The 25,232-nt window shown below is 62.4% G+C and carries 28 protein-coding genes; 6 read left to right on the top strand and 22 right to left on the bottom strand.

Translation table 11 applies throughout. The features are described 5' to 3' along the window. Window positions 1–55: 55 nt before the first annotated feature. Window positions 56–958, bottom strand: a complete 903-nt coding sequence (locus J1N02_RS05705) for a DUF2167 domain-containing protein (RefSeq protein WP_421147217.1) — start codon at window positions 956–958, stop codon at window positions 56–58. Window positions 959–1,019: 61 nt separating this feature from the next. After that, window positions 1,020–1,883, bottom strand: a complete 864-nt coding sequence (locus J1N02_RS05700) for a LysR family transcriptional regulator (protein WP_414887421.1) — start codon at window positions 1,881–1,883, stop codon at window positions 1,020–1,022. 102 nt (window positions 1,884–1,985) lie between these two features. Between J1N02_RS05700 and J1N02_RS05695 the strand changes: the two genes are divergently transcribed. After that, the gene (locus J1N02_RS05695; RefSeq protein WP_421147216.1) at window positions 1,986–2,945 is read left to right on the top strand and encodes a DMT family transporter; all 960 of its coding nucleotides are present in this window, start codon (window positions 1,986–1,988) and stop codon (window positions 2,943–2,945) included. Here J1N02_RS05695 and J1N02_RS05690 read toward each other — a convergent pair. Beyond that, complete coding sequence (locus J1N02_RS05690) at window positions 2,859–3,230, bottom strand: VOC family protein (RefSeq protein WP_027603716.1); 372 nt, start codon at window positions 3,228–3,230, stop codon at window positions 2,859–2,861. The genes J1N02_RS05695 and J1N02_RS05690 overlap by 87 nt on opposite strands. Window positions 3,231–3,284: 54 nt before the next feature. Then, on the bottom strand, window positions 3,285–4,046 hold the full coding sequence (locus J1N02_RS05685) for a substrate-binding periplasmic protein (RefSeq protein ID WP_027603717.1): 762 nt from the start codon (window positions 4,044–4,046) through the stop codon (window positions 3,285–3,287). Between the two features lie 133 nt (window positions 4,047–4,179). On the opposite strand from J1N02_RS05685, the gene dnaX reads away from it, so the two are divergent. From dnaX to recR, 4 genes are all read left to right on the top strand, one after another. Further along, window positions 4,180–6,228 carry a DNA polymerase III subunit gamma/tau gene (gene dnaX, locus J1N02_RS05680; RefSeq protein ID WP_421147215.1) on the top strand — a complete coding sequence of 683 codons (2,049 nt, stop codon included), beginning with the start codon at window positions 4,180–4,182 and terminating at the stop codon, window positions 6,226–6,228. A 43-nt stretch (window positions 6,229–6,271) separates the two neighbouring features. Further along, complete coding sequence (locus J1N02_RS05675) at window positions 6,272–6,610, top strand: YbaB/EbfC family nucleoid-associated protein (RefSeq protein ID WP_003193199.1); 339 nt, start codon at window positions 6,272–6,274, stop codon at window positions 6,608–6,610. A 132-nt stretch (window positions 6,611–6,742) separates the two neighbouring features. Further along, complete coding sequence (locus tag J1N02_RS05670; protein WP_027603719.1) at window positions 6,743–7,777, top strand: NADP-dependent oxidoreductase; 1,035 nt, start codon at window positions 6,743–6,745, stop codon at window positions 7,775–7,777. Window positions 7,778–7,843: 66 nt separating this feature from the next. Continuing rightward, window positions 7,844–8,446, top strand: coding sequence for a recombination mediator RecR (recR, locus tag J1N02_RS05665; RefSeq protein WP_027603720.1), 603 nt, complete (start codon window positions 7,844–7,846; stop codon window positions 8,444–8,446). Between the two features lie 78 nt (window positions 8,447–8,524). On the opposite strand, the gene J1N02_RS05660 is transcribed toward recR, so the two are convergent. Both J1N02_RS05660 and fnr read right to left on the bottom strand, forming a co-directional pair. After that, on the bottom strand, window positions 8,525–9,073 hold the full coding sequence (locus J1N02_RS05660) for an adenine phosphoribosyltransferase (RefSeq protein ID WP_092355343.1): 549 nt from the start codon (window positions 9,071–9,073) through the stop codon (window positions 8,525–8,527). A 79-nt stretch (window positions 9,074–9,152) separates the two neighbouring features. Next, window positions 9,153–9,887: a fumarate/nitrate reduction transcriptional regulator Fnr gene (fnr, locus tag J1N02_RS05655; RefSeq protein ID WP_027603722.1), complete on the bottom strand. Its 735-nt coding sequence runs from the start codon at window positions 9,885–9,887 to the stop codon at window positions 9,153–9,155. Between the two features lie 151 nt (window positions 9,888–10,038). Between fnr and J1N02_RS05650 the strand changes: the two genes are divergently transcribed. Then, window positions 10,039–10,506: a hypothetical protein gene (locus J1N02_RS05650; RefSeq protein ID WP_092355340.1), complete on the top strand. Its 468-nt coding sequence runs from the start codon at window positions 10,039–10,041 to the stop codon at window positions 10,504–10,506. Here the strand turns inward: J1N02_RS05650 and hemN are convergent, their stop codons facing one another. The 16 genes from hemN to ccoN (J1N02_RS05570) form a co-directional block, all read right to left on the bottom strand. Further along, entirely contained in the window at window positions 10,507–11,889 is a 1,383-nt protein-coding gene (gene hemN / locus J1N02_RS05645) for an oxygen-independent coproporphyrinogen III oxidase (RefSeq protein WP_027603724.1), read from the bottom strand. A 102-nt stretch (window positions 11,890–11,991) separates the two neighbouring features. Then, window positions 11,992–12,675, bottom strand: a complete 684-nt coding sequence (locus J1N02_RS05640) for a sulfite exporter TauE/SafE family protein (RefSeq protein WP_027603725.1) — start codon at window positions 12,673–12,675, stop codon at window positions 11,992–11,994. Continuing rightward, the gene (gene ccoS, locus J1N02_RS05635) at window positions 12,668–12,886 is read right to left on the bottom strand and encodes a cbb3-type cytochrome oxidase assembly protein CcoS (RefSeq protein WP_027603726.1); all 219 of its coding nucleotides are present in this window, start codon (window positions 12,884–12,886) and stop codon (window positions 12,668–12,670) included. The genes J1N02_RS05640 and ccoS overlap by 8 nt, the downstream gene beginning before the upstream one ends. A 22-nt stretch (window positions 12,887–12,908) precedes the next feature. Further along, entirely contained in the window at window positions 12,909–15,359 is a 2,451-nt protein-coding gene (locus J1N02_RS05630; RefSeq protein WP_146476741.1) for a heavy metal translocating P-type ATPase, read from the bottom strand. Window positions 15,360–15,367: 8 nt separating this feature from the next. Beyond that, window positions 15,368–15,907, bottom strand: coding sequence for a FixH family protein (locus J1N02_RS05625; RefSeq protein WP_065924741.1), 540 nt, complete (start codon window positions 15,905–15,907; stop codon window positions 15,368–15,370). 15 nt (window positions 15,908–15,922) lie between these two features. After that, on the bottom strand, window positions 15,923–17,350 hold the full coding sequence (ccoG, locus tag J1N02_RS05620) for a cytochrome c oxidase accessory protein CcoG (protein ID WP_027603729.1): 1,428 nt from the start codon (window positions 17,348–17,350) through the stop codon (window positions 15,923–15,925). Between the two features lie 207 nt (window positions 17,351–17,557). After that, window positions 17,558–17,968, bottom strand: a complete 411-nt coding sequence (locus J1N02_RS05615; RefSeq protein ID WP_065924739.1) for a type II toxin-antitoxin system VapC family toxin — start codon at window positions 17,966–17,968, stop codon at window positions 17,558–17,560. Next, a complete protein-coding gene (locus J1N02_RS05610) occupies window positions 17,968–18,222 on the bottom strand; it encodes a type II toxin-antitoxin system Phd/YefM family antitoxin (RefSeq protein ID WP_027603731.1) in 255 nt (84 codons plus the stop codon). The genes J1N02_RS05615 and J1N02_RS05610 overlap by 1 nt, the downstream gene beginning before the upstream one ends. 174 nt (window positions 18,223–18,396) lie before the next feature. Continuing rightward, entirely contained in the window at window positions 18,397–19,374 is a 978-nt protein-coding gene (gene ccoP / locus J1N02_RS05605; protein ID WP_090400261.1) for a cytochrome-c oxidase, cbb3-type subunit III, read from the bottom strand. Further along, window positions 19,371–19,556, bottom strand: coding sequence for a CcoQ/FixQ family Cbb3-type cytochrome c oxidase assembly chaperone (locus tag J1N02_RS05600; protein ID WP_003193169.1), 186 nt, complete (start codon window positions 19,554–19,556; stop codon window positions 19,371–19,373). The genes ccoP (J1N02_RS05605) and J1N02_RS05600 overlap by 4 nt, the downstream gene beginning before the upstream one ends. Before the next feature lie 6 nt (window positions 19,557–19,562). Then, on the bottom strand, window positions 19,563–20,171 hold the full coding sequence (gene ccoO / locus J1N02_RS05595) for a cytochrome-c oxidase, cbb3-type subunit II (RefSeq protein ID WP_003193167.1): 609 nt from the start codon (window positions 20,169–20,171) through the stop codon (window positions 19,563–19,565). Further along, window positions 20,171–21,613 carry a cytochrome-c oxidase, cbb3-type subunit I gene (ccoN, locus tag J1N02_RS05590; RefSeq protein WP_421147214.1) on the bottom strand — a complete coding sequence of 481 codons (1,443 nt, stop codon included), beginning with the start codon at window positions 21,611–21,613 and terminating at the stop codon, window positions 20,171–20,173. Before ccoN (J1N02_RS05590) ends, ccoO (J1N02_RS05595) begins: the two co-directional genes overlap by 1 nt. A gap of 350 nt (window positions 21,614–21,963) precedes the next feature. After that, window positions 21,964–22,911 carry a cytochrome-c oxidase, cbb3-type subunit III gene (ccoP, locus tag J1N02_RS05585; RefSeq protein ID WP_092355331.1) on the bottom strand — a complete coding sequence of 316 codons (948 nt, stop codon included), beginning with the start codon at window positions 22,909–22,911 and terminating at the stop codon, window positions 21,964–21,966. Beyond that, window positions 22,908–23,108: a cbb3-type cytochrome oxidase subunit 3 gene (locus J1N02_RS05580; protein WP_027603735.1), complete on the bottom strand. Its 201-nt coding sequence runs from the start codon at window positions 23,106–23,108 to the stop codon at window positions 22,908–22,910. The genes ccoP (J1N02_RS05585) and J1N02_RS05580 overlap by 4 nt, the downstream gene beginning before the upstream one ends. Window positions 23,109–23,111: 3 nt before the next feature. After that, window positions 23,112–23,720 (bottom strand): cytochrome-c oxidase, cbb3-type subunit II, encoded by a 609-nt coding sequence (gene ccoO / locus J1N02_RS05575; protein ID WP_017735321.1) that lies wholly within the window; start codon window positions 23,718–23,720, stop codon window positions 23,112–23,114. A 10-nt stretch (window positions 23,721–23,730) separates the two neighbouring features. Beyond that, window positions 23,731–25,155 (bottom strand): cytochrome-c oxidase, cbb3-type subunit I, encoded by a 1,425-nt coding sequence (ccoN, locus tag J1N02_RS05570; protein ID WP_085205420.1) that lies wholly within the window; start codon window positions 25,153–25,155, stop codon window positions 23,731–23,733. Between the last annotated feature and the right edge of the window lie 77 nt (window positions 25,156–25,232).

The following is a 25,232-nucleotide window of genomic DNA, read 5'->3' as shown; positions in this document are numbered from 1 at the left end:
TCATCCCAATCGCCGCAGTGTGCCGGGCACGCTGCGGCGTTTTTGTGCCTGGGGTTCAGGCCTTGCTGCGGTTGAACAGCTTGCGAATCACTGCGAGCAGCGCCACTACGCCGATCACCAGGAACTTCTTCGCAGCCAGCAGGAAGATACCGATCTTGGCAAATAGCCCGGCCTTGGCGGCGATCCCACCGGCAACCAGCGCGGCGAGGCCGTAAGTGGCAAGCTTGTCGGTTTTCGGGTTGAAGTCGGTATAGAGGTTGCCGTCGGTGAAGTTGGTAAAGGCCAGCACCTTAGGCAATTCCTGTTGGATGGTGGCCAGGTCGGCCATGGCGGCCACAGCGTTGAGTTCCAGTACGCCTTCACGGCCCAACACGCGGATGCTGTAGTTGAGGGTGTTCTGGTCGGCGTCGTCAGCCTTCAGTTCGCGGGCCCAATACATCTTGTGGGTGGTGTCGTCGTAGCGCGGTGGCTCGGCCCAGCCCAGCAGGTGCAGGCCGGCGTAGCCTTGTTTCTGGCGTTCCTTGTTCTCTGCTTCGTCTTCTTCCTGCATTTGCTTGAGCAGGTCGGCGTAGTCGATTTTTGCCGCATCTTCGTCGGAGATGTGCCCATCTGCCTTGTAGCTGACGATCACGCCCCAACCGCGTTCCGACAATGGGCTGACGGCTTTGGGCACGATCATGCCCAGGGTCTTGAAGCCCGGCGGGTTGCCCCAGCCATCGGTGAGCAAGCGCTCGGTATCGGCGGGGTCGAGGTAGTAGAACTCGTCGGTGAGCTTGAGGGTGGCGATGCCGCTGGGCAGGGTGACCGTGCCGGTCTTTTGGTTGAGTGACGCCAGAAAGTGCTCGGCTGTTTCGGCGGGGGCACTGGTTTCAACGGGGGCAGGCGAGGCAGCAGCAACGGCAGGCGCGGCAGGCAGGCTCAGAGCGGCCGCCGCCAACAACAGGCGGAAGTAATTCATGGTAGTCCCTTACATTTTGAATTAATTTCGCTGGAGGATAACCGAAACAACATGTTGCGAGTTAGTCAAAAGTCTCCCGCAACAGCTCGGCAAATGCGTCCCTGGCCAGATGCCGCTGGGTGTCCTTGTGCCAGAACAGCAGGTTATCCACCGCCGCCAACTCTTCAAATCGATAAGACGCCAGCTGGTTGGCCTGCTCATAGCGGGCCAGGATCCCCTCCGGCGCCAACGCCACGCCAATCCCCGCGCTGACGCAGCCGATAATCGTGCCCCAGCTGGCATAACTGGCGATGGTCGGCTTGAAGTCATGGGGCTTGACCCAGTTTTCCAGGGCTGCGCGATACGGGCAGCCGGGTGGCCATACCAGCAGGGTGCGGCCGGCGAGGTCCTCGGCGCCACTGATGGGGGCGCTGGACGCGCTGGCGATCAGCACCAGGCGTTCGCTGTAGACCACGCTGTGTTCGAGCTTGGTGCGTTTGATGCCGGCGGCCACCAGCGCCACGTCCAGGCGGTGGTGTTGCAGGTCGTCGAGCAACGGGCCCCAGGCGCCGGTCACCAGTTCCAGGCTGACATCGGGGTAGCGCCGATGATACTCCGCCAGCAGGGGCGGCAAACGCCCGCTGGCGCTGGACTCCACCGCGCCGATACGCAAGGTGCCACGGGGAATCGCATTGGCGTCCACGGCGCGTTTGGACTCATCCACCAGCGCCAGGATGCGCTCGCAGTAATCCAGGAAAATCTCACCGGCGGCACTGATGGCCAGTCCACGTCCGGCGCGGATGAATAGCGGTGTGCCCAGCTCGCCTTCCAGCTGCTTGATGCGCGTGGTGATGTTGGACGGCACGCAATGCAGCAGCACGGCCGCCTGGGCCACGCTGCCGGTTTGTGCCACGGCTCGCACCATTTTCAGTTGGGCCAGTTCCATTGCTCAGTTCCAGTGATTGCAGAAGTCAGAAACGGTTAATTGTCCTGCGCCTTGCCCGGGCCAAGACTGACGGCACTCCTTCCCGGTTTCTGGACGCCATCGATGAATACCCCTTCACCTGTAAAGCTTACGCTAGTCATCGCCAGCGTCATCCTGTGTTGGGCCTATTCGCCGATTGGCGTGCACATGGGGCTGCACAGCTACAGTCCCGGCCAATTGGCGTTGCTAAGGTTTTTGATTGCCTCGCTGTTCATGGGCGGTGTGGCACTGGTGATGGGCATCGGCCGGCCGCGCCTGCGGGATGTTCCGTGGTTGCTGGTGCTGGGGTTCTTCGGCGTGTTCCTGCATCACACCAGCCTCAACTATGGGCAGCAATGGGTAACGGCAGCGGCGTCCAGCGTCCTGGCGCAGTCGGCGCCGTTGTTCAGTGTGCTGGTCGCGTTTTTCTGTCTGAAGGAACGGGTCAGTGCCTGGCGCTGGGGCTGCGTCTTGCTGGGGCTGCTCGGCGTGCTGGTGGTGATCTGGGGGGATCAGGGGCTGGGTGAGATCGACCCGCGTGGCTTGTCGATCCTGCTGGCGGCGGTGTCGTGGAGCGTGTACTTCGCCCTGCAGAAACACTATGCCCACCGCTACAGTCCGCTGACCATGGCGTGCTACATGGTGTGGGCGGGCACCCTGATGCTGTGTGTGAACCTGCCGGGCCTGCCGGCTGCAGTGGTGCAGGCGCCGTTGGCAGAGAACGTGGCGGTGCTGGTGCTCGGGATTTTCCCCAGCGCCTTGGCGTATCTGGCCTGGGGGTATGTGTTGAAGCATGTGGAGGTCAGCCGCGCGTCGGTGGCGATGTACCTGATCCCGCCGGTGGCGATGGTGATGGCCGCGACGTTGCTGGGCGAGCACATTGCCGTGCAGGTGATGCTGGGCGCTGTGATCGTGCTGGCCAGCGTGGCGGCCATCAGCCTGGAGGGGCGCTGGTGGTCAGTCGTTCAGGCTAAACGCGCGCAAGCGGTGGCCGTCGAGGTCCTGGGCGACGAAGGTGTAGCCGAAGTCCATGGGCGTCGGTGACTGGACAATGATGGCGCCCCGTTCTGCCCATTGGTCGTGCAACGCGTCCACGGCGGCCATGTCGGGCAGCGAGAAGCCCACTTCACCGCCACCGCCTGTGAACCGGGCTGCCGGCTCGACGGTATGACGCGACCACAGCCCGAGCTTTACCCCGTTGTCCAGAATGAACAGGGCAAAGGTCGGGTTCAATTCGACCGGCGGCTTGCCCAGCAGGCGGCTATAGAAATGGGCACTGGTGGCCGGGCTGTCGACGTACAGCAGGAAGTAATGGGCGAGGGTGTTCATGTGGGCTCCTTGAGAACGGGCGTGGTGTGGCGCCGAGTCTATAAGGAGTGCCTGTCAGTTTTTGTCAGGAGCGTGCAGGGGGACCGGGTCTTCGCCAGTGTATAGCTTGATGATGTCGTCGATTTCGCCGGACATTTTCATCCGCAGCAAAGTGCGCAGGATCTTTTGGGCCGGCACGTCGGGATCGTTGCGCACGATGCAGCCGAGGTTTTGCTCCTCAATCAGCGCAACTTTGTGCAAGCGCTGGCTGATTGGCATTTTCTGGTTGAAACGGTCGACGATCCATTCATTGCTCACTGCGTAGTTGAATCGCCCCGCCACCAGCTTGTGCAGCACCTGTTCTTCGCTGCGGGCGTCGTCGCGGGTGAGTTGGCCGTTGGCAAACAGTGGGTCGAGGGCGCCATAGCGATAGTTGAGCACCGTGCCGATCGGCTGGGGTGTCAGCTTGAGCACCTGCACCGGCTGGTTGCGCACACTGACCAGCACATTGCGCTGCACCATTAAAGGCAAGCTCCAGATGTAGTCGCCGGACAGGTTGTCGACCCACGCCTGGGTGACATAACAGCGCACATCAATATCCCCGTGCCCCATGGCTGTGGCGATACGGGCGCGGGCCAGCACGTGGAATTCCGCCGGCTGGCCAACCTGGGTGGCCAGGCTCAACATCAAATCATACAAAATCCCCTGTGTAGGCCGGCCGTTCTCCACCTGCACCATGGGCATCGCCCAACTGTCGGAAACCGAGAAGCGCAGCGGTGCAGGCGCCGCCAGGCAAGCCGTGGTCATCATCCATAAAGCGCCCAAGACTACGCGCATACACTCTCCGGGTTCAGGCCTTTTCGGGGCCAGTCAGCAGAGCTTAGTCAGATTAGGCGAGCGTGCCGGATGCAATTTCCCCCTTGCTCCGCTAGCATTACCCGCTTCCGCTTCCCAGTTGCGACGGTTTTCGATGAGTTATCAGGTTCTTGCACGTAAATGGCGTCCGCGCTCGTTCCGCGAAATGGTCGGCCAGACCCATGTGCTCAAGGCTCTGATCAATGCCTTGGACAGCCAGCGGCTGCACCACGCCTACCTGTTCACCGGTACCCGTGGAGTGGGCAAGACCACCATTGCGCGCATCATCGCCAAATGCCTGAACTGTGAAACCGGTATCACTTCGACGCCCTGCGGCACCTGCTCGGTGTGCCGCGAGATCGACGAAGGGCGTTTCGTCGACCTGATCGAGATCGACGCCGCGAGCCGCACCAAGGTCGAAGACACCCGCGAGCTGCTCGACAATGTGCAGTACGCGCCCAGCCGTGGCCGCTTCAAGGTCTACCTGATCGACGAAGTGCACATGCTTTCCAGCCATTCCTTCAACGCCTTGTTGAAAACCCTGGAAGAGCCGCCGCCCTACGTCAAATTCATCCTGGCCACCACCGACCCGCAGAAACTGCCTGCAACGATCCTGTCGCGGTGCCTGCAGTTCTCCCTGAAGAACATGACCCCCGAGCGCGTGGTGGAGCATTTGACCCACGTGCTGGGCGTCGAGAACGTACCGTTCGAAGACGACGCACTGTGGCTGCTGGGCCGCGCCGCCGATGGCTCGATGCGCGATGCCATGAGCCTCACCGACCAGGCCATTGCCTTTGGTGAAGGCAAGGTCATGGCCGCCGATGTGCGCGCCATGCTCGGCACCCTGGACCACGGCCAGGTGTTCGACGTGCTGCACGCGCTGATCGAGGGCGATGCCAAGGCGTTGCTCGAAGCCGTGCGCCACCTCTCGGAGCAAGGCCCGGACTGGAACGGCGTGCTCTCGGAAATCCTCAATGTGCTGCACCGCGTTGCCATCGCCCAGGCATTGCCGGAAGGTGTCGACAACGGCCATGGCGACCGCGACCGCGTGTTGGCCCTGGCCCAGGCGTTGCCGGCCGAAGACGTGCAGTTCTACTACCAGATGGGCCTGATCGGTCGTCGCGACCTGCCTTTGGCGCCCGATCCGCGCGGAGGCTTCGAGATGGTCCTGCTGCGGATGCTGGCCTTCCGGCCGGCGGATTCGGCCGACGCACCGAGACAGCCGCTAAAGCCAGTGGGGATCAGCCAGGCCACAGTTGATTCCGCCAAACCAGTGGCTGGCGCGGCGGTGGTCGCGCCAGTGGTTGCTGCCCCTGTTGCGCCGGCGCCTGAGCCGGCACCGGTAGTGGCGGCAGCGGTGGTTGAGCCGGAACCGGTTGTCGAGCCCGAGCCTGTCGTCGACCTGCCCTGGAATGACCCGGTAGACGCTGAGGTCGAGGTCGAACAGCAGCCCTATGTCGAGCCTGTCCTGGAAACCGTCGGTGAGCAGCCCGAGCTGACGCCGATGCCTGCGCCGACGCCGGACAGCGTGGTACCGGCCGCCCCCGAGTGGGTGTCGGCCCCGGTTCCCGAGCCGACTGTGGCCCAGGTCGAAGCCGCAACCCCGGGCATCGACCTCGACGACGAACCGCCGCTGGACGAAGATTACATCGAGCCGGACATGGATTCGGCCTACAGCTACCTGGACGACCTGGCCAGCGAGCACACCGCCGAGCCGGCCCCGGAACCCGAGGCGGAGCCTGCTGCGGCACCGGCCACCGGCCTGGCCCTGCAATGGCTGGAGCTGTTCCCGAAACTGCCGATTTCCGGCATGACCGGCAGCATCGCCGCCAACTGCACCCTGATCGCCATCGATGGCGACCACTGGCTGTTGCACCTGGACCCGGCCCACAGCGCCCTGTTCAACGCGACCCAACAGCGGCGCCTCAACGATGCCCTGAACCAGTACCATGGGCGCACGCTGACCATCGCCATCGAGTTGATCAAGCCCGAGCAGGAAACCCCGGCCCAGGCCGCGACCCGCCGGCGTATCAACCGCCAGCGCGAGGCTGAGGACTCGATCCACGGCGATCCGCTCATCCAGCAAATGATGCAGCAGTTCGGTGCGGTCGTTCGCCAAGATACAATTGAACCTGTCGAAGCCCCGGTGCCCCAGTCATCCTGACACCGGGCTATTCATTGATCCACGTACTTTTGAGGTGATTCCCATGATGAAAGGTGGCATGGCCGGCCTGATGAAGCAGGCGCAGCAGATGCAGGAAAAGATGGCCAAGATGCAGGAAGAGCTGGCCAACGCCGAAGTCACCGGTAAAGCCGGTGGCGATATGGTCAGCGTGGTGATGACCGGTCGTCACGACATCAAGCGCGTGAGCATCGACCCAAGCGTATTGCCAGGCGTGGGCGAAGATGACCTGGAAATGCTCGAGGCGTTGTTCGCCGCGGCCGTCAACGACGCCGTGCGCAAGATCGAAGCCAACAGCCAGGACAAAATGTCCGGCGTGACTGCCGGCATGCAACTGCCACCGGGCATGAAGCTGCCGTTCTGATCGCCAGGCTTTAGCTAGACTCCAATGCCAGGCCTTGTGCCTGGCATTTTTGTTTGTGCCAATCCAATCGAACCCTGGCGCGGCACCCATGGTCTGCACCCTATACCGATAGATTCGATCAAGGAGCCCTTCATGCCTCACGAACCGACTTTGAACCAGCGCATTGTCCTGGTCTCACGCCCTCAAGGCGCACCCACGCCGGAAAACTTCCGCCTGGAACGGGTGACCTTGCCGGAATTGGCAGACGGCCAGGTCCTGCTGAAGACGCTCTACCTCTCCCTCGACCCTTATATGCGCGGGCGCATGAGCGACGCACCGTCCTACGCCGCGCCGGTGGAAATCGACGAGGTGATGACCGGCGGGGCTGTCAGCCGTGTCGAGCAATCGCGGAATCCGAAATTCGAGGTGGGTGATCTGGTCGTCGGCGCCACCGGTTGGCAGAGCCACAGCATTTCCGACGGCCGCAACCTGATCCCGGTGCCCAATGGCCTGGCCAGCCCGTCCATGGCCCTGGGGGTGCTGGGCATGCCGGGCATGACCGCCTACATGGGCCTGATGGACATCGGCCAGCCGAAAGCCGGAGAAACCCTGGTGGTGGCGGCTGCCTCCGGCGCGGTGGGTTCGGTGGTCGGCCAGGTGGCCATGCTCAAGGGCCTGCGTGTGGTCGGGATTGCGGGCGGTGCCGAGAAGTGCCGCTACGTGGTGGACGAATTGGGTTTTGATGCCTGCATCGACCACAAGAGCGCAACGTTTGCCGACGACTTGGCCCAGGCCTGCTTCAAGGGCGTGGACATTTATTTCGAAAACGTCGGTGGCAAGGTGTTCGACGCCGTGCTGCCGTTGCTCAACCCCAAGGCGCGCATCCCCCTGTGCGGGCTGATCGCCGGCTATAACGCCCATGAAGCGCCCAGCGGGCCTGACCGCTTGCCGGCGCTGCAACGCACGTTGTTGACCAAGCGTGTACGGATCCAGGGCTTTATCGTGTTTGACGACTACGGTGATCGCCAGCCGGAGTTCCTCAGCGCCATGGCGCCGTGGGTACGCGACGGCAAGATCAAGTTCCGCGAAGACGTGGTCGAGGGCCTGGAGCAGGCGCCCGAAGCCTTTATCGGTTTGCTGGAAGGGCGCAACTTCGGCAAGTTGGTGGTACGGGTCGCGCAGGATTGAGCATTTGACGCTAATCCGAGGCGCGGGTATAAACCGCGTCTCGTTGTTTTGTCGGACCACTCGCCCATGAGCTTCAGCCCCCTGATTCGCCAACTGATCGATGCCCTGCGCACGTTGCCGGGTGTCGGCCAGAAAACCGCCCAACGCATGGCGCTGCAACTGCTGGAGCGTGATCGCAGCGGCGGTACCCGGTTGGCCCAGGCCTTGAGCCAGGCCATGACCGGGGTGGGCCACTGCCGCCAGTGCCGGACCCTCACCGAAGAAGAACTCTGCCCGCAATGCGCCGACCCGCGCCGCGATGACACGCTGCTGTGCGTGGTGGAAGGGCCGATGGATGTGTATGCGGTGGAGCAGACCGGTTATCGCGGGCGCTACTTCGTGCTCAAGGGCCATCTCTCGCCGCTCGATGGCCTGGGGCCGGAGGCCATCGGCATTCCGCAGCTGGTGGCGCGTATCGAGGAGCAGGGCACCTTTACCGAGGTGATCCTGGCCACCAACCCGACCGTGGAAGGTGAAGCCACCGCGCATTACATCGCCCAACTGCTGAGCAACAAAGGCCTGGTCACTTCGCGTATCGCCCATGGCGTGCCGCTGGGTGGCGAATTGGAGTTGGTGGACGGCGGCACGTTGGCGCATTCGTTCGCCGGTCGTAAACCGATCGCGCTCTGACGATCAGCGCAGGATCAAATGTGGGAGGGGCAGTGCGGCGAATCCACTTGCCCCTGATAACGTCAGTCCGCGCAGCCGTTACCGCTCGGTGAGGGCAAAGCGGGTCAGGCAAAACGTCGGGATGCCCATGTCTTCCAGGCGTTGCGAGCCGCCCAGTTCCGGCAGGTCAATGATCGCCGCCGCTTCAAAGATCTTCGCCCCCATGCGTCGCACCAGGTTGGCCGCCGCGATCAGGGTACCGCCCGTGGCGATCAGGTCATCGAACATCAGCACCGAATCACCTTCGCACAGGCTGTCGGCATGCACTTCGAGGAAGGCCTCGCCGTATTCGGTCTGGTAACCCTCGGACAGCACGTCAGCCGGCAGCTTGCCCTGCTTGCGGAACAGGATCAGCGGCTTGTTCAGTTGGTAGGCGATGATCGAGCCGATCAGGAAGCCGCGCGCATCCATCGCGCCGATATGGCTGAAATCGGCTTCGACATAGCGATGGGCAAAGGAGTCAGCCACCAGGCGCAGGGCCTTGGGCGATTGGAACAGCGGTGTGATGTCACGAAAGATCACCCCAGGCTTGGGGAAGTCGATGACGGGGCGGATCAGGGATTTGATGTCGAACGAATCGAAAGTCATCGTCGAAGAGTCCTGGGCGGAAAACGGACTCGAAGTATACCTGCGGCCTCACCGATTGGCGCGGCCGCAAGCGTCTGCATCAGCCTTCCAAGGAACCACCGGCGAGTGCGCACAGCTGGATCGGGTCAAGGATATGCACTTCCTTGCCTTCGGCGGCCAGCAGTTCGCTCTGCTGGAAGCGGGTAAACACACGGGATACGGTTTCCACCGCCAGGCCCAGGTAATTGCCGATTTCGTTGCGCGACATGCTCAGGCGGAACTGGTTGGCCGAGAAACCACGGGCACGGAACCGCGCCGACAGGTTGACCAGGAAGGTGGCGATGCGCTCGTCGGCGGTTTTCTTCGACAACAGCAGCATCATCTGTTGGTCGTCACGAATCTCGCGGCTCATCACGCGCATCAATTGACGGCGCAGTTGTGGCAATTGCAGGGCCAGTTCGTCCAGGCGCTCGAAGGGGATTTCGCACACTGAGGTGGTTTCCAGGGCCTGGGCCGACACCGGGTGAATCTCGGTGTCCATGCCCGACAACCCGACCAGCTCGCTGGGCAGGTGGAAACCGGTGATCTGCTCTTCGCCGCTGTCGCTCAAGCTGAAGGTCTTCAGCGCGCCCGAACGTACTGCATAGACGGAATCGAACTTGTCCCCCTGGCGAAACAGAAACTCGCCTTTCTTGAGCGGGCGACCGCGTTTAACGATTTCGTCCAGCGCATCCATGTCTTCCAGATTCAACGAAAGTGGCAAGCAGAGGGGGGCCAGGCTGCAATCCTTGCAGTGAGCCTGGCTGTGAGCGCGCAGTTTGACTGGCTCGGACATTTCTTAAATCCTTGTGGGAAAACACACATAAGACGTAAGGGTACCGCACTGGTGGGCAGTGAAGCCAGCCTGTACAAAAAACAGGCAACGGTATAAAGCTTTTTGTACCGTTGCCGATACAGTTGCATATCTACCCTTCGGAGCTCGGATCATGTCTGTTATCGCGGCTTACAACCCTGCCATCCGTGTACCCAGCGTGCAGGACTTGAAGCCCGCTGCCGAGGCCGAGGAAAAGCTGCCCGTGACCGCGCCGGCGCCTGAAACCAAGGTGATTGAAGGGGTGACGGTGACTATTTCCGCCGCAGCGTTCAAGGCGGCCGGGGCGCCCAAAAGCGCGAATGCCGATATCGACGACAGCGGCCTGGACGATAACGTCAAGGAGGTGCTGAAAATGATCCGCAAGCTGAAACAGCAGATCGCCGAGAAAATGGCTGAGCTTCAGGCGATCGCGGCAGACAAAAGCTTGACCCCGGAGCAGGCCCGGGCCAAGACCGCCAATGTGCAAGGCGCGATCAGTTCGTTGCAGGCAGGTTTGATGACGGCCCAGACCTCTCTGGCCAAAGCGATGAAGACCATGAGCGCCGATGACGCGCTCAAAGCCGCGTCGTTGTCGATGTAACTAGATCACCCGCGAAAACCGCTGCCGGTTCTGGTGCTCCAGGTACGCATCGAACACCATGCAGACTGAACGCACCAGCAGCCGTCCGGCGGGCAGCACGCGAATGCCTTGGGCATCCAGTTCGATCAGGCCGTCTTGCGCCATCGCCTCAAGTTGCGGCCAGACCTCGTCGAAATACCCGCGAAAATCAATGTTGAACGCCTGTTCGATCTGCTCGAAGGCCAGGCTGAACGTGCAGATCAACTGCTGGATCACTTCCCGACGTAACCGATCATCCGTGGTGCACAGCAAGCCACGGCTGGTGGCCAGTTGGGCGCTGGCCAGGGCGTTCTGATAGCCGTTCAGGTCACTGCTGTTCTGGCAGTACAGGTCGCCGATCTGGCTGATGGCTGATACGCCGAGGCCGATCAGGTCGCAATGGCCGTGGGTGGTGTAGCCCTGGAAGTTACGCTGCAGCGTGCCTTCTTCCTGGGCAATGGCGAGTTCGTCGTCCGGCAGGGCGAAGTGGTCCATGCCGATATAGCGGTAGCCGGCCTGGGTCAGTTGCTCGATGGTGGTCTGCAGCATCAGCAGCTTGGATTCCGGCGATGGCAGTTCCTCGCTGTTGATCCGTCGTTGGGGCATGAAGCGTTCCGGCAGATGCGCGTAGTTGAACACCGACAGGCGGTCCGGCTGCAGCTTGATCACTTCCTCCACGGTGCGCGCGAAGTTGATCGGCGTCTGCTTGGGCAGGCCGTAGATCAGGTCGATATTGATCGAGCGAAACTGCAGGGTGCGGGCGGCGTCGATCACCGCGCGGGTTTCTTCCAGGCTTTGCAGGCGGTTGACTGCGCGCTGCACGTCGGGGTCGAGGTCTTGCAGGCCGATGCTCACACGGTTGAAGCCCAGTTCACGCAGCAGGCCCATGGTCGCCCAGTCGGCTTCGCGCGGGTCGATCTCGATGCTGTAGTCGCCGGAGTCGTCGTCGAGCAGATTGAAGTGCTGGCGCAGGCTGCCCATGACCTGGCGCAGTTCGTCGTGGCTGAGAAAGGTCGGGGTGCCGCCGCCGAAGTGCAGTTGTTCAACCGACTGTTTCGGGTCGAGGTGGCAGGCCACCAACTGAATCTCCTGCTCCAGGCGTTGCAGGTAGGCCTGGGCGCGGCCGCGGTCCTTGGTGATCACCTTGTTGCACGCGCAGTAGTAGCAAATGTTCGCGCAGAACGGCACATGCACATACAGCGACAACGGTCGCGTGGCCTTGCGGCTTTCGCGCAGGGCGTGGAGCAGGTCGAAGGTGCCGACCTGGCTGTCGAATTGTACGGCGGTGGGGTAGGACGTGTAGCGCGGTCCCGCCAGGTCGTAGCGTTGAATCAGATGTGGGTCCCAACGAATGGCGTCGAGCATGCGGGCATTCCCCGGATAGGCTAGTGAGCCGAGTCTAGGGGCGTGGCCGGTAGGGCATCTTGATTTGCATCAACGGGGAGCGGCGCTATGCCACATAGCCTTTTAATGGCCCATCAGCCAGTGCTGGTGCGGACCTGGCAGGGTCCAGATACCGAAAATAATCACCAGCAGGCCCCCGGCCATACGCACGCTGCGCTTGCGCAATAACGCGGTCACGCGTTCGGCCGCCAACCCGGTCGCCAGCAGTACTGGCCATGTGCCTAAGCCAAAAGCCAGCATCAGCAGCGCACTGTCCAGCGCATTACCCTGGCTGGCGGCCCACAGCAGGGTGCTGTAGACCAGCCCGCACGGCAACCAGCCCCACAGCGCGCCCAGCAGCAGCGCGCGGGGCAGGCTGGACACCGGCAGCAAACGGTTGGCGACGGGCTGTATGCAGCGCCACAGGCCGCGCCCGAGGCTTTCGATGCGGGTGAGGCCGCTCCACCAACCGGCCAGGTACAGCCCCATGCAGATCAACAGCAACCCGGCGAGCACACGCATGAACAGGGCCGCCGGGCTGTTGGCCACCGCCCAGCCGGCGAGGCCGATCAATAACCCGGCGCTGGCATAGCTGAGGATGCGCCCCAGGTTGTACGCCAGCAGCAGGCGGAATCGACGGCTGCGTTGTTCCTTGGGAATCGCCAGGGTCAGCGCGCCCATCAGCCCGCCGCACATGCCCAGGCAATGGCCGCCGCCCAGCAGGCCGAGGATCAGCGCAGAGACCAGCAGCGGCGCCAGCTCAAGCATGGGGCGGGTCTTTGGGCACGGGCGGTTGCTCGGGGCCGTTGGCTTCGTCCACGGCCGCCAGGTGGTTGGGGTCCTGGTCGTCGAACAGCACGCTGTGGGCTGGGCCGTCGAGGTCGTCGTACTGGCCGCTGTCCACCGCCCAGAAGAAGATGTAGATGGCCACGCCCACTAACAGCAGCGCCGCCGGAATCATCACGTATAGAGCTGGCATCTGCACTCCATGCCCGCGCGGCTCAAGCCGGCAGCGGGCGGGTTACCAAAGGGGCGCTTGTGGCCTGCGCACTCGGCAGGCGAGTCAGGCGCAGGGCGTTGAGCACCACGGTCAACGAACTGAGGGACATGCCGATCGCCGCCCAGATCGGGGTGATCCAACCGAGGGCGGCAAACGGCAGCATAAGGCCATTGTACAGCCCCGCCCACAGCAGGTTTTCAATGATCACCCGACGGGTGCGTCGTGCCAGGGTAAAGGCCTGCACCAGGGCATCCAGGCGGTTGGACAGCAGCACCGCATCGGCGCTGGTCTTGGCCAGGTCGGTGGCCGAGCCCATGGCCACGCTGATGTCGGCGGCGGCCAGCACCGGCACATCGTTGACGCCATCGCCGAGCATCAGCACCTTGCGGCCTTCCTTGTGCAGTTGTTGCAGCACGTGGAGCTTGTCGTCTGGGCGCAGGCCGCCGTGGGCTTCATCGATGCCCAGTTCAGCGGCGACGCTGGCGACCATCGGCGAACTGTCCCCCGACAGCAGCAGCGTGCGCCAACCACGCGCCTTGCAGGCGGCCAGCAGGGCAGGGGCATCGCTGCGCAGGCGGTCGTCGAGGACGAACCAGGCCAGGGCACCGTCGCCGTCGCCCAGCAGCAGCCATTGGCCGTCATCCTCCGGAGCGGCGGGAATCGGGCACCCACTGAGTGCACAAACAAACCCCGGCTGGCCGATGCGTAACTGGCGTGTGCCGACACGGCCCTCCAGGCCAAGGCCCGGGGAACTGAGCACCTCGTCGGCGGCCAGCGGCGCACGCCCGAAGGCGCGGGCAATCGGGTGTTCGGAGCGGTTTTCCAGGGCGGCGGCGAGGCCCAGGCATTCGTCACTGTTCAGAGTGGCCAGGGGCCGGATCGCTTTCAACGCCAGGCGGCCTTCGGTGAGGGTGCCTGTCTTGTCGAAGATCACCGTGTCGATCTGGTTCAGGCCTTCGAGCACATGGCCACGGGTCAGCAATAGCCCGAGCTTGTGCAGGGTGCCGGTGGCGGCGGTGAGGGCGGTCGGCGTGGCCAGGGACAACGCGCAGGGGCAGGTGGCGACCAGCATCGCCAGCACGATCCAGAACGCCCGCGATGAATCCAGCTCCCACCACAACAGGCCGATCACCGCCGCGGCAATCAGCGAACACAACAGGAACCACTGCGCGGCGCGGTCGGCGATCTGCGCCAGGCGCGGCTTCTCGGCCTGGGCCCGCTCCAGCAGGCGCACGATGGCGGACAGGCGGGTCTCATGGCCCAGGGCGCGCACTTCGACGGTCAACGCGCCTTCGACGTTCAGCGTGCCGGCAGTGACCGCATCCCCGGTTTGGCGCGGCAGCGGCAGGTACTCCCCGGTGAGCAGCGACTCATCGATGCTGGAGCGGCCGTCGAGGATCACCCCATCTGCCGGCAGAACCGCGCCCGGATGCACCAGCACGCGGTCGCCCAGCGCCAGTTCGCTCAAGAGAATACGTTCGCTCTGGCCGTCACCTTTGAGGCGCAGGCATGAGGCGGGCAGCAGGTTGACCAACTGCGCGGTGGCGGCGGCCGTGCGCTCCCGGGCACGGCGCTCCAGGTAGCGACCTGCCAGCAGGAACAGCGCAAACATGCCCACCGCATCGAAATACAACTCGCCCACGCCGGTGATTGCGGTCCAGATCCCGGCCAGGTAAGCCCCGCCAATGGCCAGGGACACCGACACGTCCATGGTCAGGTGACGCGTACGCACGTCGCGCATGGCGCCCTTGAAGAACGGCGCACAACTGTAGAACACGATGGGGGTGGTCAGAAACATCGCCACCCAGCGCAGGATCACATGCAGCTCGGGGCTCAGGTCGATATTGAATTCCGGCCAGGTGGCCATGGTCGCCATCATCGCCTGGAACCACAGCAGCCCGGCGACCCCCAGCTGGCGCAGGGCCAGGCGGTTCTCGCTGGCCAGTTGCTCGGCCGCACGGTCCGCTTGATACGGGTGGGCGGCATAGCCGATATGGCGCAGTTCACTGAGCAACTGGCTCAACGGCAATTGCCCGTCGGCCCAGCGCACCTGCAGGCGATGGTTGGACAGGTTCAGCCGCGCCTCGGCCACGGCGGGCAGGCTGCGCAGGTGTTTCTCGATCAACCAGCCACAGGCGGCGCAACTGATGCCTTCCATCAACAGGGTGGTTTCGGCGAGCTCGCCTTCATGGTGCACGAAGGGTTTTTGCACGTCGGCGCGGTCATACAGCGCCAGTTCGTCCACCAGTTGCACTGGCAGCGTCTCGGGATTGGCCGAGGCTTCGCTGCGGTGCTGGTAATAGCTTTCCAACCCACCGGCCACAATCGCTTCGGCCACGGCCTGGCAGCCGGGGCAGCACAGCTCGCGGCGCTCGCCGAGGATCACGGCGGTGAAGCGACTGCCGGACGGGACGGGCAGGGCGCAGTGGTAGCAGGGGGTTGGGCTGGTCATGGGCGCTGCTATTTTTTCAGGTCTTCAGCACCCTGCAACGGTTCATCACCCAGCAGCAAATCCTTGTCGTGGCTGACTTCTTCTTCCTCGAACAGGCGCCAGGTCCTGTCGCCTTCCACGCCCAGCAATTCCACGAAGCGGCGGCCTTCGACCTTGTCGGTGACCTGGCCGATGTAGCGGCCCGGTTCGCTGTCGCTGCGGGTCAGGTTGATCTTGCGATCCTTCTCCGGCTGGGTCGGGGAGATGAGGTTCAGTTCCAGGGTGTTCGGGTTGCTGTAGCCGGTGAGTTGCAGTTCGACTTCGCCGGTCAGCTCATCCAGGTGCAGCTTGGCGCGCAGTTGCAGGGTCTGGGCCAACCGTTCGCGGTCCAGGGAGCGGTTGATGCCTTTGCCGGCCTCGTAGTAGTTGTCGTTGACCAGGTTGTCCGGGTTGTTCACCGCGATGGTCACCATGGACAAGGTCAAGGTCACCGAGCAGGCCAGGATCCCAATGATGATCCAGGGCCAGAGGTGCTTGTACCAGGGGCTTGCGGCAGTGGCTACGGGCATTGTTCAGTTCTCTCGTTATCGAACTTGTGGGCCGATGAATCGGCTCTTGGCTTCAACATGGACGCTGGCGTCATCGGCATCGGTGAGGATGAATTTCACCTCGTTGGTACTCGACGGCAGTTGCTCCGGCGCACTCGACAGCTCCACCGGCATGCTGACGATATCGCCCGCCGCCACTCTGATTTCACGTCGGCCTTGCAGCTTGAGGTCCGGCAGGCCGGCGGCGTCGAGCACGTAGGTGTGATCGCGCTGGTCCTTGTTCATGATCTTCAGGCTGTAGACGTTTTCGATGCGCCCTTCGGCGTTTTCGCGGTACAGCACGCGGTCCTTGCTCACGTCGAAGCCCACCAGCGAACGCATGAAGAACGCCCCGGCCAACAGGCTGATCATCGCCAGCAACACCAGGGCATAACCGATCAGGCGTGGGCGCAACTTGTGGGTTTTCTGCCCCGACAGGTTGTGCTCGGTGGTGTAGCTGATCAGGCCGCGCGGGTATTCCATCTTGTCCATGATGGTGTCGCAGGCGTCGATACAGGCGGCGCAACCGATGCACTCGATTTGCAGGCCGTCGCGGATGTCGATACCGGTAGGGCATACCTGGACGCACATCGTACAGTCGATGCAGTCCCCCAGGCCCTGGGCCTTATAGTCGGTGCCTTTTTTACGCGGGCCACGCACTTCGCCACGGCGTGGATCGTAGGAAACGATCAGGGTGTCCTTGTCGAACATCACGCTCTGGAAGCGTGCATACGGGCACATGTAGATGCACACCTGTTCGCGCAGCCAGCCGGCGTTGCCATAGGTGGCGAGGGTGAAGAAGCCGACCCAGAAATACGACCAGCCGTCGGCCTGGCCGGTGAAGAAGTCGAACACCAGCTCGCGGATCGGCGAGAAGTAGCCGACAAAGGTCATGCCGGTGACAAAACCGATCAACAGCCACAGCGTGTGCTTGCTGAATTTGCGCAGGAACTTGTTGGCCCCCATGGGTGCCTTGTCCAGCTTGATACGCTGGTTGCGGTCGCCTTCGGTGACCTTTTCGCACCACATGAAGATCCATGTCCACACGCTTTGCGGGCAGGTATACCCGCACCACACGCGGCCGGCGTACACCGTGATGAAGAACAGGCCAAACGCGGCGACGATCAGGATGCCCGACAGCAGGATGAAGTCCTGGGGCCAGAAGGTCGCGCCGAAAATAAAGAACTTACGTTCCGGCAGGTTCCACCACACCGCCTGGTGGCCGCCCCAGTTCAGCCACACCGTGCCGAAGTAGAGCAGGAACAGGCCGGCACCGCCGAGCATGCGCAGGTTGCGGAACAGGCCGGTGAAGGCGCGGGTGTAGATTTTTTCGCGCGAGGCGTACAGGTCGACAGTCTTGGTGTCAGCACTGCTGGCGTTTTTGGCAGGCGGGGTAACGTCATGTACCGGTATCTGGTTGCTCATCATTGCATCCCACGGCGGTGGAGATTTGCCTCGGCCAGTACGTGCCAACCGGGGTCAAATTAAGGGTCTTGCAGTGGCGTAATGATACGCCCCCGATGGTGCTCAAAGGGTGCGACCTTTGGTCGCGTTGGGGGAAATCAATTGATGGTGTACGTGACCTGGATCAATTGACTTGGGAAGTATGGACGGTTTTCGTGGAGGAAGCGGTCATTCGTCCCAAGGATTGATCAGTGGAACGCCGCTGGATTTGAAATCGCTGACGTTGCGCGTGACAACCGTGAGCCCATGCACCAGCGCGGTCGCGGCAATCAATGCGTCACTTTCATTGGCGCGGTCCGGCACATGCAAGTGTGCGCAACGCAACGCGACTGCAGCATCGACGGGCAGGATTCTGGCATCAAAGGCCGGCATCACATGACGCTTGAGCCAGGTTCGCAACACCTTCCCCTGAGCCGGGTCGCGCCGCTCAATGCGCAAGACCCCGGTTTCCAATTCTTTCAGGGTGATTGCCGAAATAAACATACGCGGTGCGCTGACACTTTTGGCCCAGGCGACCACGTTTGCATCAGCCTGGGGTTTACGCAGTTCAGAGATGACGTTGGTGTCGAGTAGATACATCAAGAGAGGTCCACGGGTCGATGAGTGATCACGGCACGTTCGGTTTCAAAGTCGATATCGGCCGCTTCCGGCATCACCAGCAGGTCAACGATGTTTGCATTGAGACCTGTCAGCTTTTGGTAGTCCTCAATGCTTAGCAGTACATGGGCAGGCTTGCCGCGATCGGTGATAAAAACCGGGCCTTGGCGAGCGGCTTTTTTGGCACCGCTTGTGTCTTGATTGAACTCGCGACTGGAAATGGTGGTGAAAGTCATGGTGCGCCTCCCCTGGAGCGGGTTGAATGTAGTTACGTTACTACTTGGCCTTGGCAAGCCACAAGCCTAAAGCTACAAGCGGTCAACGTGCTTTTCCCATGGGGGGGCACGGCCTTGGAAATGAAAAAGCCCCGCCAGCTTTCGCTGGGCGGGGCTCTTTTGTTTCCGAGAGCCTTACTGCTCTTCGGCCTTCTTATCCCCATGGGACAAGCTGTAAACATACGCCGCGAGCAAGTGCACCTTGTCGTTGCCTTGCAGTTGCTCCTGCGCAGGCATCTGGCCCTGGCGGCCCCAACGGATGGTCTGCTGCAGTTGGGCGAAGCTCGAACCGTAGATGAATGCACCCGGGTGGGTCAGGTCCGGCGCGCCCATGGCGGGAGTGCCCTTGCCGGCGGGGCCGTGGCAGGCCACGCAGTTGGCGGCGAAGAGTTTCTCGCCGTTGGCCACATCGGCTTTTACGCCTTCCGGCAGCTTGCGGCCGTCGAGGTTGGTGACGACGAACGCGGCGACGTCGCTGACGCCTTGCTCCTTGAGGATGTCCAGCCAGGCCGGCATGACGGCATGGCGGCCCTTCATGATGGTTTCCTTGATGGTCGCCGGTTCGCCACCCCAGCGCCAATCGGCGTCGGTCAGGTTGGGGAAACCGTAGGCGCCCTTGGCGTCGGAGCCGTGGCACACCGAACAGTTGGAGGCGAACAGGCGACCGCCCATCTTCAGGGCTTGCGGGTCCTTGGCGACATCTTCAATCGGCATCGACGCGAATTTGGCGAAGATCGGCCCGAACTTGGCGTCCGACCTGGCCATTTCCTTTTCCCATTCGTGCACGCCGGTCCAGCCGGTCTGGCCGTTGGCGAACGGGGTTTGCTTGTCGTTGTCGAGGTAGTTGTAGCCCGGCAGCAGGCCTTTCCAATTGCCCAGGCCGGGGTAGAGCACCAGGTAGCCAAGGGCGAAGATGATGGTGCCGACGAACAGCATGAACCACCATTTGGGCAGCGGGTTGTCGTACTCCTCGATGCCGTCGAACGAGTGGCCGACGGTCTCGTCGGTCTGCTCGGCGCGCTGGCCCTTGCGGGTCGACAGCAGCAGCCAGGTCAAGGCGAAGATGGTACCCAGGCTGAGGACTGTGACGTACAGACTCCAGAACGTAGTCATTCTTTGTTACTCCTAGAAGCTTGCTCGACGTGCTTGATGGCTTCGGGATCATCCGCAAAGGGCAACATGGTCGCGTCGTCAAACTCCGACTTGCGCCGGGGACTGAACACCCACAGCGCCAGGCCGATAAAGGCCACCATCACCACGACGGTGCCCAGGCCTCGAATCATCCCGATATCCATGAAGAATCACCGTTTGCTTTTGATGATGGTGCCCAGGCCTTGCAGGTAGGCCACCAATGCGTCCATTTCGGTCTTGCCCTTCACGGCTGCGGCTGCACCGGCGATGTCTTCGTCGGTGTAGGGCACGCCCAGGGTGCGCAGGACTTCCATCTTCTTCGCGGTGTCCTTGCCGTCGAGCTTGTTTTCCACGAGGAACGGATACGCCGGCATTTTCGACTCAGGCACCACGTTGCGCGGGTTGTACAAGTGCGCGCGTTGCCAGTCATCGGAGTAGCGCCCGCCGACACGGGCCAGGTCCGGGCCGGTGCGCTTGGAGCCCCACAGGAACGGGTGGTCCCACACGCTTTCACCGGCGACCGAGTAGTGGCCGTAGCGTTCGGTTTCGGCGCGGAACGGGCGGATCATCTGCGAGTGGCAGCCGACACAGCCGTTGGCGATGTAGACGTCGCGGCCTTCCAGTTCAAGGGCGGTGCGCGGCTTCATGCCTTCGACCGGCTTGTTGGTCACGTCCTGGAAAAACAGCGGAACGATCTGGGTCAGGCCACCGATGCTCACGGCGATGACCATGAAGAAGGCCAGCAGGCCGATATTCTTCTCGACGACTTCATGCTTCATCAGTGGGCTCCCACAACGGCGATCTTGGCGGCGGCTTCGGCTTCTGCCGGGTCCGAGGCACGCAGGGTGCGCCAGACGTTGTAGGCCATCAACAGCATGCCGCTGGCAAAGAACGCACCCCCCAGGGCGCGGACGATGAAACCAGGGTGGCTGGCTTGCAGCGCTTCGACGAAGGAGTAGGTGAGGGTGCCGTCATCGTTGATCGCACGCCACATCAGGCCCTGGGTGATGCCGTTGACCCACATCGAGGCGATGTAGAGCACGGTGCCGATGGTGGCCAGCCAGAAGTGCGCGTTGATCAGCCCGACGCTGTGCATCTGCACACGGCCGAACAGTTTGGGGATCATGTGGTACAGGGCGCCGATGGAGATCATCGCTACCCAGCCGAGGGCACCGGCGTGTACGTGGCCGATGGTCCAGTCGGTGTAGTGGGACAGCGAGTTGACGGTCTTGATCGCCATCATCGGCCCTTCGAAGGTCGACATGCCGTAGAACGCCAGGGACACCACCAAAAAGCGCAGGATCGGGTCGGTGCGCAGCTTATGCCAGGCGCCCGACAGGGTCATCATGCCGTTGATCATGCCGCCCCAGCTCGGGGCCAGCAGGATGATCGACATCGCCATGCCCAGGGACTGGGCCCAGTCCGGCAGCGCGGTGTAGTGCAGGTGGTGCGGGCCGGCCCAGATGTACAGGGTGATCAGCGCCCAGAAGTGCACGATGGACAGGCGATACGAGTAAATAGGCCGTTCGGCCTGTTTGGGCACGAAGTAGTACATCATCCCCAGGAAACCGGTGGTGAGGAAGAAACCCACGGCGTTGTGGCCGTACCACCACTGGATCATCGCATCCGTCGCCCCGGCGTAGGCCGAGTAGGACTTGAACAGGCTGACCGGCAACGAGGCGTGGTTGACGATATGCAGCATCGCCGTCACCAGGATGAAGGCCCCGTAGAACCAGTTGCCCACATAGATGTGCTTGGTCTTGCGCTTGACGATGGTGCCGAAGAACACCACTGCGTAGGTCACCCAGACGATGGCCAGCAGAATCGCGATCGGCCATTCCAGCTCGGCGTATTCCTTGGTCGTGGTGTAGCCCAGCGGCAAGGTGACGATGGCGCCGACGATGACCGCTTGCCAACCCCAGAAGGTGAAGGCCGCGAGGCTGTCGGAGATGAGTCGTGTCTGGCAGGTTCGCTGCACGACATAGTAGGAGGTGGCAAACAATGCACATCCGCCGAAGGCGAAGATCACCAGGTTGGTGTGCAGCGGGCGCAGGCGGCCGAAGGTTGTCCATGGCAGACCGAAATTCAATTCCGGCCAAACCAGTTGCGAGGCGATGAACACCCCGAGCCCCATGCCAAGGATCCCCCAGACCACCGTCATGATGGCGAACTGGCGGACTACCTTATAGTTATAAGCAGTCGGACTGATTGCTGTGCTCATTCTAAGGTTCCACGGTTTAGGTTTTTTTATAGGTAAAATTCGGCCGCAAGTATGTAGAAAGCAAGGGGCCATTGCAACGCAAGGCTGACCTGTGTCAATGCGTTCCACGCCAGATTCTGCGCCCTTTCCATGTTTGGCGTAAGGATAAAATCCGAAATCTAAAGCTGATCGAGTGGACAGGAAATTTCGGGGGTCGCAACGACTGTCGTCGCGTACGCCAGGATCGGTCCGCTGTGCAAGCAAGCGTAGACCCGAATGGCAGGAGGGGAAAGGTGTGCTTTGGAAGGGTGCGACACTTGGTCGCGTAGCGCGGTAGAGCTGCCGCCCCAGACTGGGGCGGCAGTCAGGTGTTACTGGGCTGGGCTTTCTGGCGTTGCGCCATCAGCGTTATGGGACAGGCTGTAAACGTAGGCGGCGAGCAGGTGCACTTTGTCGTTGCCCTGCAGCACTTCCTGGGCGGGCATCTGGCCTTGGCGGCCGTGGCGAATGGTCTGCTGCAACTGCGCGAGGCTGGTGCCGTAGATGTAGCCGGCGGGCAGGGTCAGGTTCGGCGCGCCCATGGCTTCCATGCCATGGCCCTGCGGACCATGGCAGGCCACGCAGGTGGTGTTGAATGCGGCTTGCCCTGCGGCCAGGTCGGCGGTGCTGTCGGCCGGCAATGGCAACTTGGCCAGGTCGTGGCGCACATAGGCGGCGACGTTTTTCACGCCGTCGTCGCCGAGCATGTCGCCCCAGGCCGGCATCGCCGCGTGGCGACCGTTCATGATGGTGGTCTTGATCGCTTCGGCCGAACCGCCCCAACGCCAGATGTTGTCAGCCAGGTTGGGAAAGCCGAATGCGCCCTTGGCATCCGAGCCGTGGCACACCGCGCAGTTGGAGGCGAACAGGCGACCGCCCATTTTCAGCGCCTGCGGGTCTTTGGCGACTTGTTCCACGGGCATGGCCGAGAATTTGGCGAAGATCGGTCCGAACTTGGTGTCGGCCTTGGCCATCTCCTTGTCCCACTCCTTGGCCGAGGTCCAGCCGTCTTCATAGCCCGGCAACACGCCTTTCCAGTTGCCCAGGCCCGGGTAGAGGATCAGGTAGCCGACGGCAAACACCAGGGTGCCGGCGAACAGCATGAACCACCACTGGGGCAGGGGGTTGTCGTATTCCTCGATACCGTCGAAGGCATGGCCCATGGTCTGGTCGACGCTGCCCTTGGTCTCGCCCTTGCGGGTGGCGAACAACAGCCAGGTCAGGCCGATCAGGCTGCCGAGGGTCAGTACGCAGATCCATGTACTCCAAAAGGTAGTCATGGCCGGTTGCTCCTTGTTACAGGCTCTTCTTGAGCGTCGGTTGGAGAGGGTTCATCGGCGAAGGGCAGCAGGCGCGCCTGCTCGAATTCCGCATTGCGCCGGTTGTTGAACACCCACAGCGACAGGCCGATAAAGGCGATGGCGACCACCAGCGTGCCGAGGCCGCGGATGGTGCCCGCATCGAATTCAAATCCCATGGCTCACCTCTTGCTCTTGATGGCAGTGCCGAGTACCTGCAGGTACGAAACCAGCGCGTCCATTTCGGTCTTGCCCTTGAGGCTGGCCACGGCGCCACTGATGTCGTCGTCGGTGTACGGCACGCCGAGGGTGCGCATCACTTTCAACTTGGTCTCGGTGTGGCTGCTGTCGACCGCCGCCGTGACCAACCACGGGTAGGCCGGCATTTTCGACTCGGGCACGACGTTGCGCGGGTTGTACAAGTGCGCGCGGTGCCAGTCGTCCGAGTAGCGTGCGCCGACGCGCGCCAGGTCAGGCCCGGTGCGCTTGGAACCCCACAGGAACGGGTGGTCCCACACGCTTTCACCGGCCACCGAGTAGTGGCCGTAGCGCTCGGTCTCGGCGCGGAACGGGCGGATCATCTGCGAGTGGCACTGTACGCAGCCTTCGCGGATGTAGATGTCGCGGCCTTCCAGTTGCAGCGCGGTGTAGGGCTTCATGCCTTCCACCGGCTTGTTGGTCACGTCCTGGAAGAACAGCGGGACGATCTGGGTCAGGCCACCGATGCTCACGGCGAGCACCATGAGCAGCATCAGCAGGCCGACGTTCTTTTCAATCGTTTCGTGTTTCATCACAGACTCCTCAGGCCATCTGCGCGACAGGGGCGGCTTCGACAGGTTGTGCCGAGCGCACGGTGCGCCATGTGTTGTAAGCCATCAGGAACATGCCGCTGAGGAACACCGCACCGCCCACCAGCCGCACGATGAAGCCTGGGTGGCTGGCCACCAGGGTTTCGACGAAGGAGTAGGTCAAGGTGCCGTCTTCGTTGATCGCACGCCACATCAGGCCCTGGGCGATGCCGTTGACCCACATCGAGGCGATGTAGAGCACGGTGCCGATGGTGGCCAGCCAGAAGTGCGCGTTGATCAGGCCGAGGCTGTACATCTGCTCGCGACCGAAGACTTTCGGGATCATGTGGTACAGCGCGCCGATGGAGATCATCGCTACCCAGCCGAGGGCGCCGGCGTGTACGTGGCCGATGGTCCAGTCGGTGTAGTGGGACAGCGAGTTGACGGTCTTGATCGCCATCATCGGCCCTTCGAAGGTCGACATGCCGTAGAACGCCAGGGACACCACCAAAAAGCGCAGGATCGGGTCGCTGCGCAACTTATGCCAGGCGCCCGACAGGGTCATCATGCCGTTGATCATGCCGCCCCAGCTCGGCGCCAGCAGTACCAGCGACATCACCATGCCCAGGGACTGTGCCCAGTCCGGCAGCGCGGTGTAGTGCAGGTGGTGAGGACCGGCCCAGATGTACAGGGTGATCAGCGCCCAGAAGTGCACGATGGACAGGCGATAGGAGTACACCGGGCGCTCGGCCTGTTTCGGCACGAAGTAGTACATCATCCCGAGGAAGCCGGCGGTGAGGAAAAAGCCTACCGCGTTATGCCCGTACCACCACTGCACCATGGCATCCGTCGCACCGCCATACAGCGAGTAGGACTTGGTCAGGCTGACCGGGATTTCCAGGTTGTTGACGATGTGCAGGATCGCCACGGTGATGATGAACGCACCGAAGAACCAGTTACCGACGTAGATGTGCTTGGTGTTGCGCTTCATCACCGTGCCGAAGAACACGATGGCGTAGGCCACCCAGACGATGGTGATCAGGATGTCGATCGGCCATTCCAGCTCGGCGTATTCCTTGGAACTGGTGTAGCCCAAGGGCAAGCTGATCGCGGCCAGAAGGATGACAAGTTGCCAGCCCCAGAAGCAGAACGCGGCGATTTTCGGCGCGAACAGCTGGGTTTGGCAGGTACGCTGCACCGAGTAGAAGGAGCTGGCGAACAGCGCACAGCCACCGAACGCGAAGATCACCGCGTTGGTGTGCAGTGGGCGCAGGCGGCCGAAGCTGGTCCAGGGCAAGTCGAAGTTGAGCGCGGGCCAAACCAATTGGGCGGCGAGAAAAACCCCGAGCCCCATGCCGACGATGCCCCACACCACCGTCATAATGGCGAATTGGCGGACCACCTTGTAGTTATAGGCGGTACTTAAAGTAGTGTTCATGGTTCCCCATCCACGGTTCAACCCAAGCAAATGCGGCACTTGGGCTGGAGTTATAGGCAGACTGAATAGCGAGGCAA

Source organism: Pseudomonas sp. NFX5 (assembly GCF_049132125.1).
GTDB classification, from domain to species: domain Bacteria; phylum Pseudomonadota; class Gammaproteobacteria; order Pseudomonadales; family Pseudomonadaceae; genus Aquipseudomonas; species Aquipseudomonas marginalis.
This window is presented reverse-complemented; position numbering and strand designations above follow the sequence as displayed.

Coding starts and splice junctions, on each gene's coding strand:
- J1N02_RS05705 (WP_421147217.1), bottom strand. CDS start 958: ATGAATTACTTCCGCCTGTTGTTGGCGGCGGCCGCTCTGAGCCTGCCT.
- J1N02_RS05700 (WP_414887421.1), bottom strand. CDS start 1,883: ATGGAACTGGCCCAACTGAAAATGGTGCGAGCCGTGGCACAAACCGGC.
- J1N02_RS05695 (WP_421147216.1), top strand. CDS start 1,986: ATGAATACCCCTTCACCTGTAAAGCTTACGCTAGTCATCGCCAGCGTC.
- J1N02_RS05690 (WP_027603716.1), bottom strand. CDS start 3,230: ATGAACACCCTCGCCCATTACTTCCTGCTGTACGTCGACAGCCCGGCC.
- J1N02_RS05685 (WP_027603717.1), bottom strand. CDS start 4,046: ATGCGCGTAGTCTTGGGCGCTTTATGGATGATGACCACGGCTTGCCTG.
- dnaX (WP_421147215.1), top strand. CDS start 4,180: ATGAGTTATCAGGTTCTTGCACGTAAATGGCGTCCGCGCTCGTTCCGC.
- J1N02_RS05675 (WP_003193199.1), top strand. CDS start 6,272: ATGATGAAAGGTGGCATGGCCGGCCTGATGAAGCAGGCGCAGCAGATG.
- J1N02_RS05670 (WP_027603719.1), top strand. CDS start 6,743: ATGCCTCACGAACCGACTTTGAACCAGCGCATTGTCCTGGTCTCACGC.
- recR (WP_027603720.1), top strand. CDS start 7,844: ATGAGCTTCAGCCCCCTGATTCGCCAACTGATCGATGCCCTGCGCACG.
- J1N02_RS05660 (WP_092355343.1), bottom strand. CDS start 9,073: ATGACTTTCGATTCGTTCGACATCAAATCCCTGATCCGCCCCGTCATC.
- fnr (WP_027603722.1), bottom strand. CDS start 9,887: ATGTCCGAGCCAGTCAAACTGCGCGCTCACAGCCAGGCTCACTGCAAG.
- J1N02_RS05650 (WP_092355340.1), top strand. CDS start 10,039: ATGTCTGTTATCGCGGCTTACAACCCTGCCATCCGTGTACCCAGCGTG.
- hemN (WP_027603724.1), bottom strand. CDS start 11,889: ATGCTCGACGCCATTCGTTGGGACCCACATCTGATTCAACGCTACGAC.
- J1N02_RS05640 (WP_027603725.1), bottom strand. CDS start 12,675: ATGCTTGAGCTGGCGCCGCTGCTGGTCTCTGCGCTGATCCTCGGCCTG.
- ccoS (WP_027603726.1), bottom strand. CDS start 12,886: ATGCCAGCTCTATACGTGATGATTCCGGCGGCGCTGCTGTTAGTGGGC.
- J1N02_RS05630 (WP_146476741.1), bottom strand. CDS start 15,359: ATGACCAGCCCAACCCCCTGCTACCACTGCGCCCTGCCCGTCCCGTCC.
- J1N02_RS05625 (WP_065924741.1), bottom strand. CDS start 15,907: ATGCCCGTAGCCACTGCCGCAAGCCCCTGGTACAAGCACCTCTGGCCC.
- ccoG (WP_027603729.1), bottom strand. CDS start 17,350: ATGAGCAACCAGATACCGGTACATGACGTTACCCCGCCTGCCAAAAAC.
- J1N02_RS05615 (WP_065924739.1), bottom strand. CDS start 17,968: ATGTATCTACTCGACACCAACGTCATCTCTGAACTGCGTAAACCCCAG.
- J1N02_RS05610 (WP_027603731.1), bottom strand. CDS start 18,222: ATGACTTTCACCACCATTTCCAGTCGCGAGTTCAATCAAGACACAAGC.
- ccoP (WP_090400261.1), bottom strand. CDS start 19,374: ATGACTACGTTCTGGAGTCTGTACGTCACAGTCCTCAGCCTGGGTACC.
- J1N02_RS05600 (WP_003193169.1), bottom strand. CDS start 19,556: ATGGATATCGGGATGATTCGAGGCCTGGGCACCGTCGTGGTGATGGTG.
- ccoO (WP_003193167.1), bottom strand. CDS start 20,171: ATGAAGCATGAAGTCGTCGAGAAGAATATCGGCCTGCTGGCCTTCTTC.
- ccoN (WP_421147214.1), bottom strand. CDS start 21,613: ATGAGCACAGCAATCAGTCCGACTGCTTATAACTATAAGGTAGTCCGC.
- ccoP (WP_092355331.1), bottom strand. CDS start 22,911: ATGACTACCTTTTGGAGTACATGGATCTGCGTACTGACCCTCGGCAGC.
- J1N02_RS05580 (WP_027603735.1), bottom strand. CDS start 23,108: ATGGGATTTGAATTCGATGCGGGCACCATCCGCGGCCTCGGCACGCTG.
- ccoO (WP_017735321.1), bottom strand. CDS start 23,720: ATGAAACACGAAACGATTGAAAAGAACGTCGGCCTGCTGATGCTGCTC.
- ccoN (WP_085205420.1), bottom strand. CDS start 25,155: ATGAACACTACTTTAAGTACCGCCTATAACTACAAGGTGGTCCGCCAA.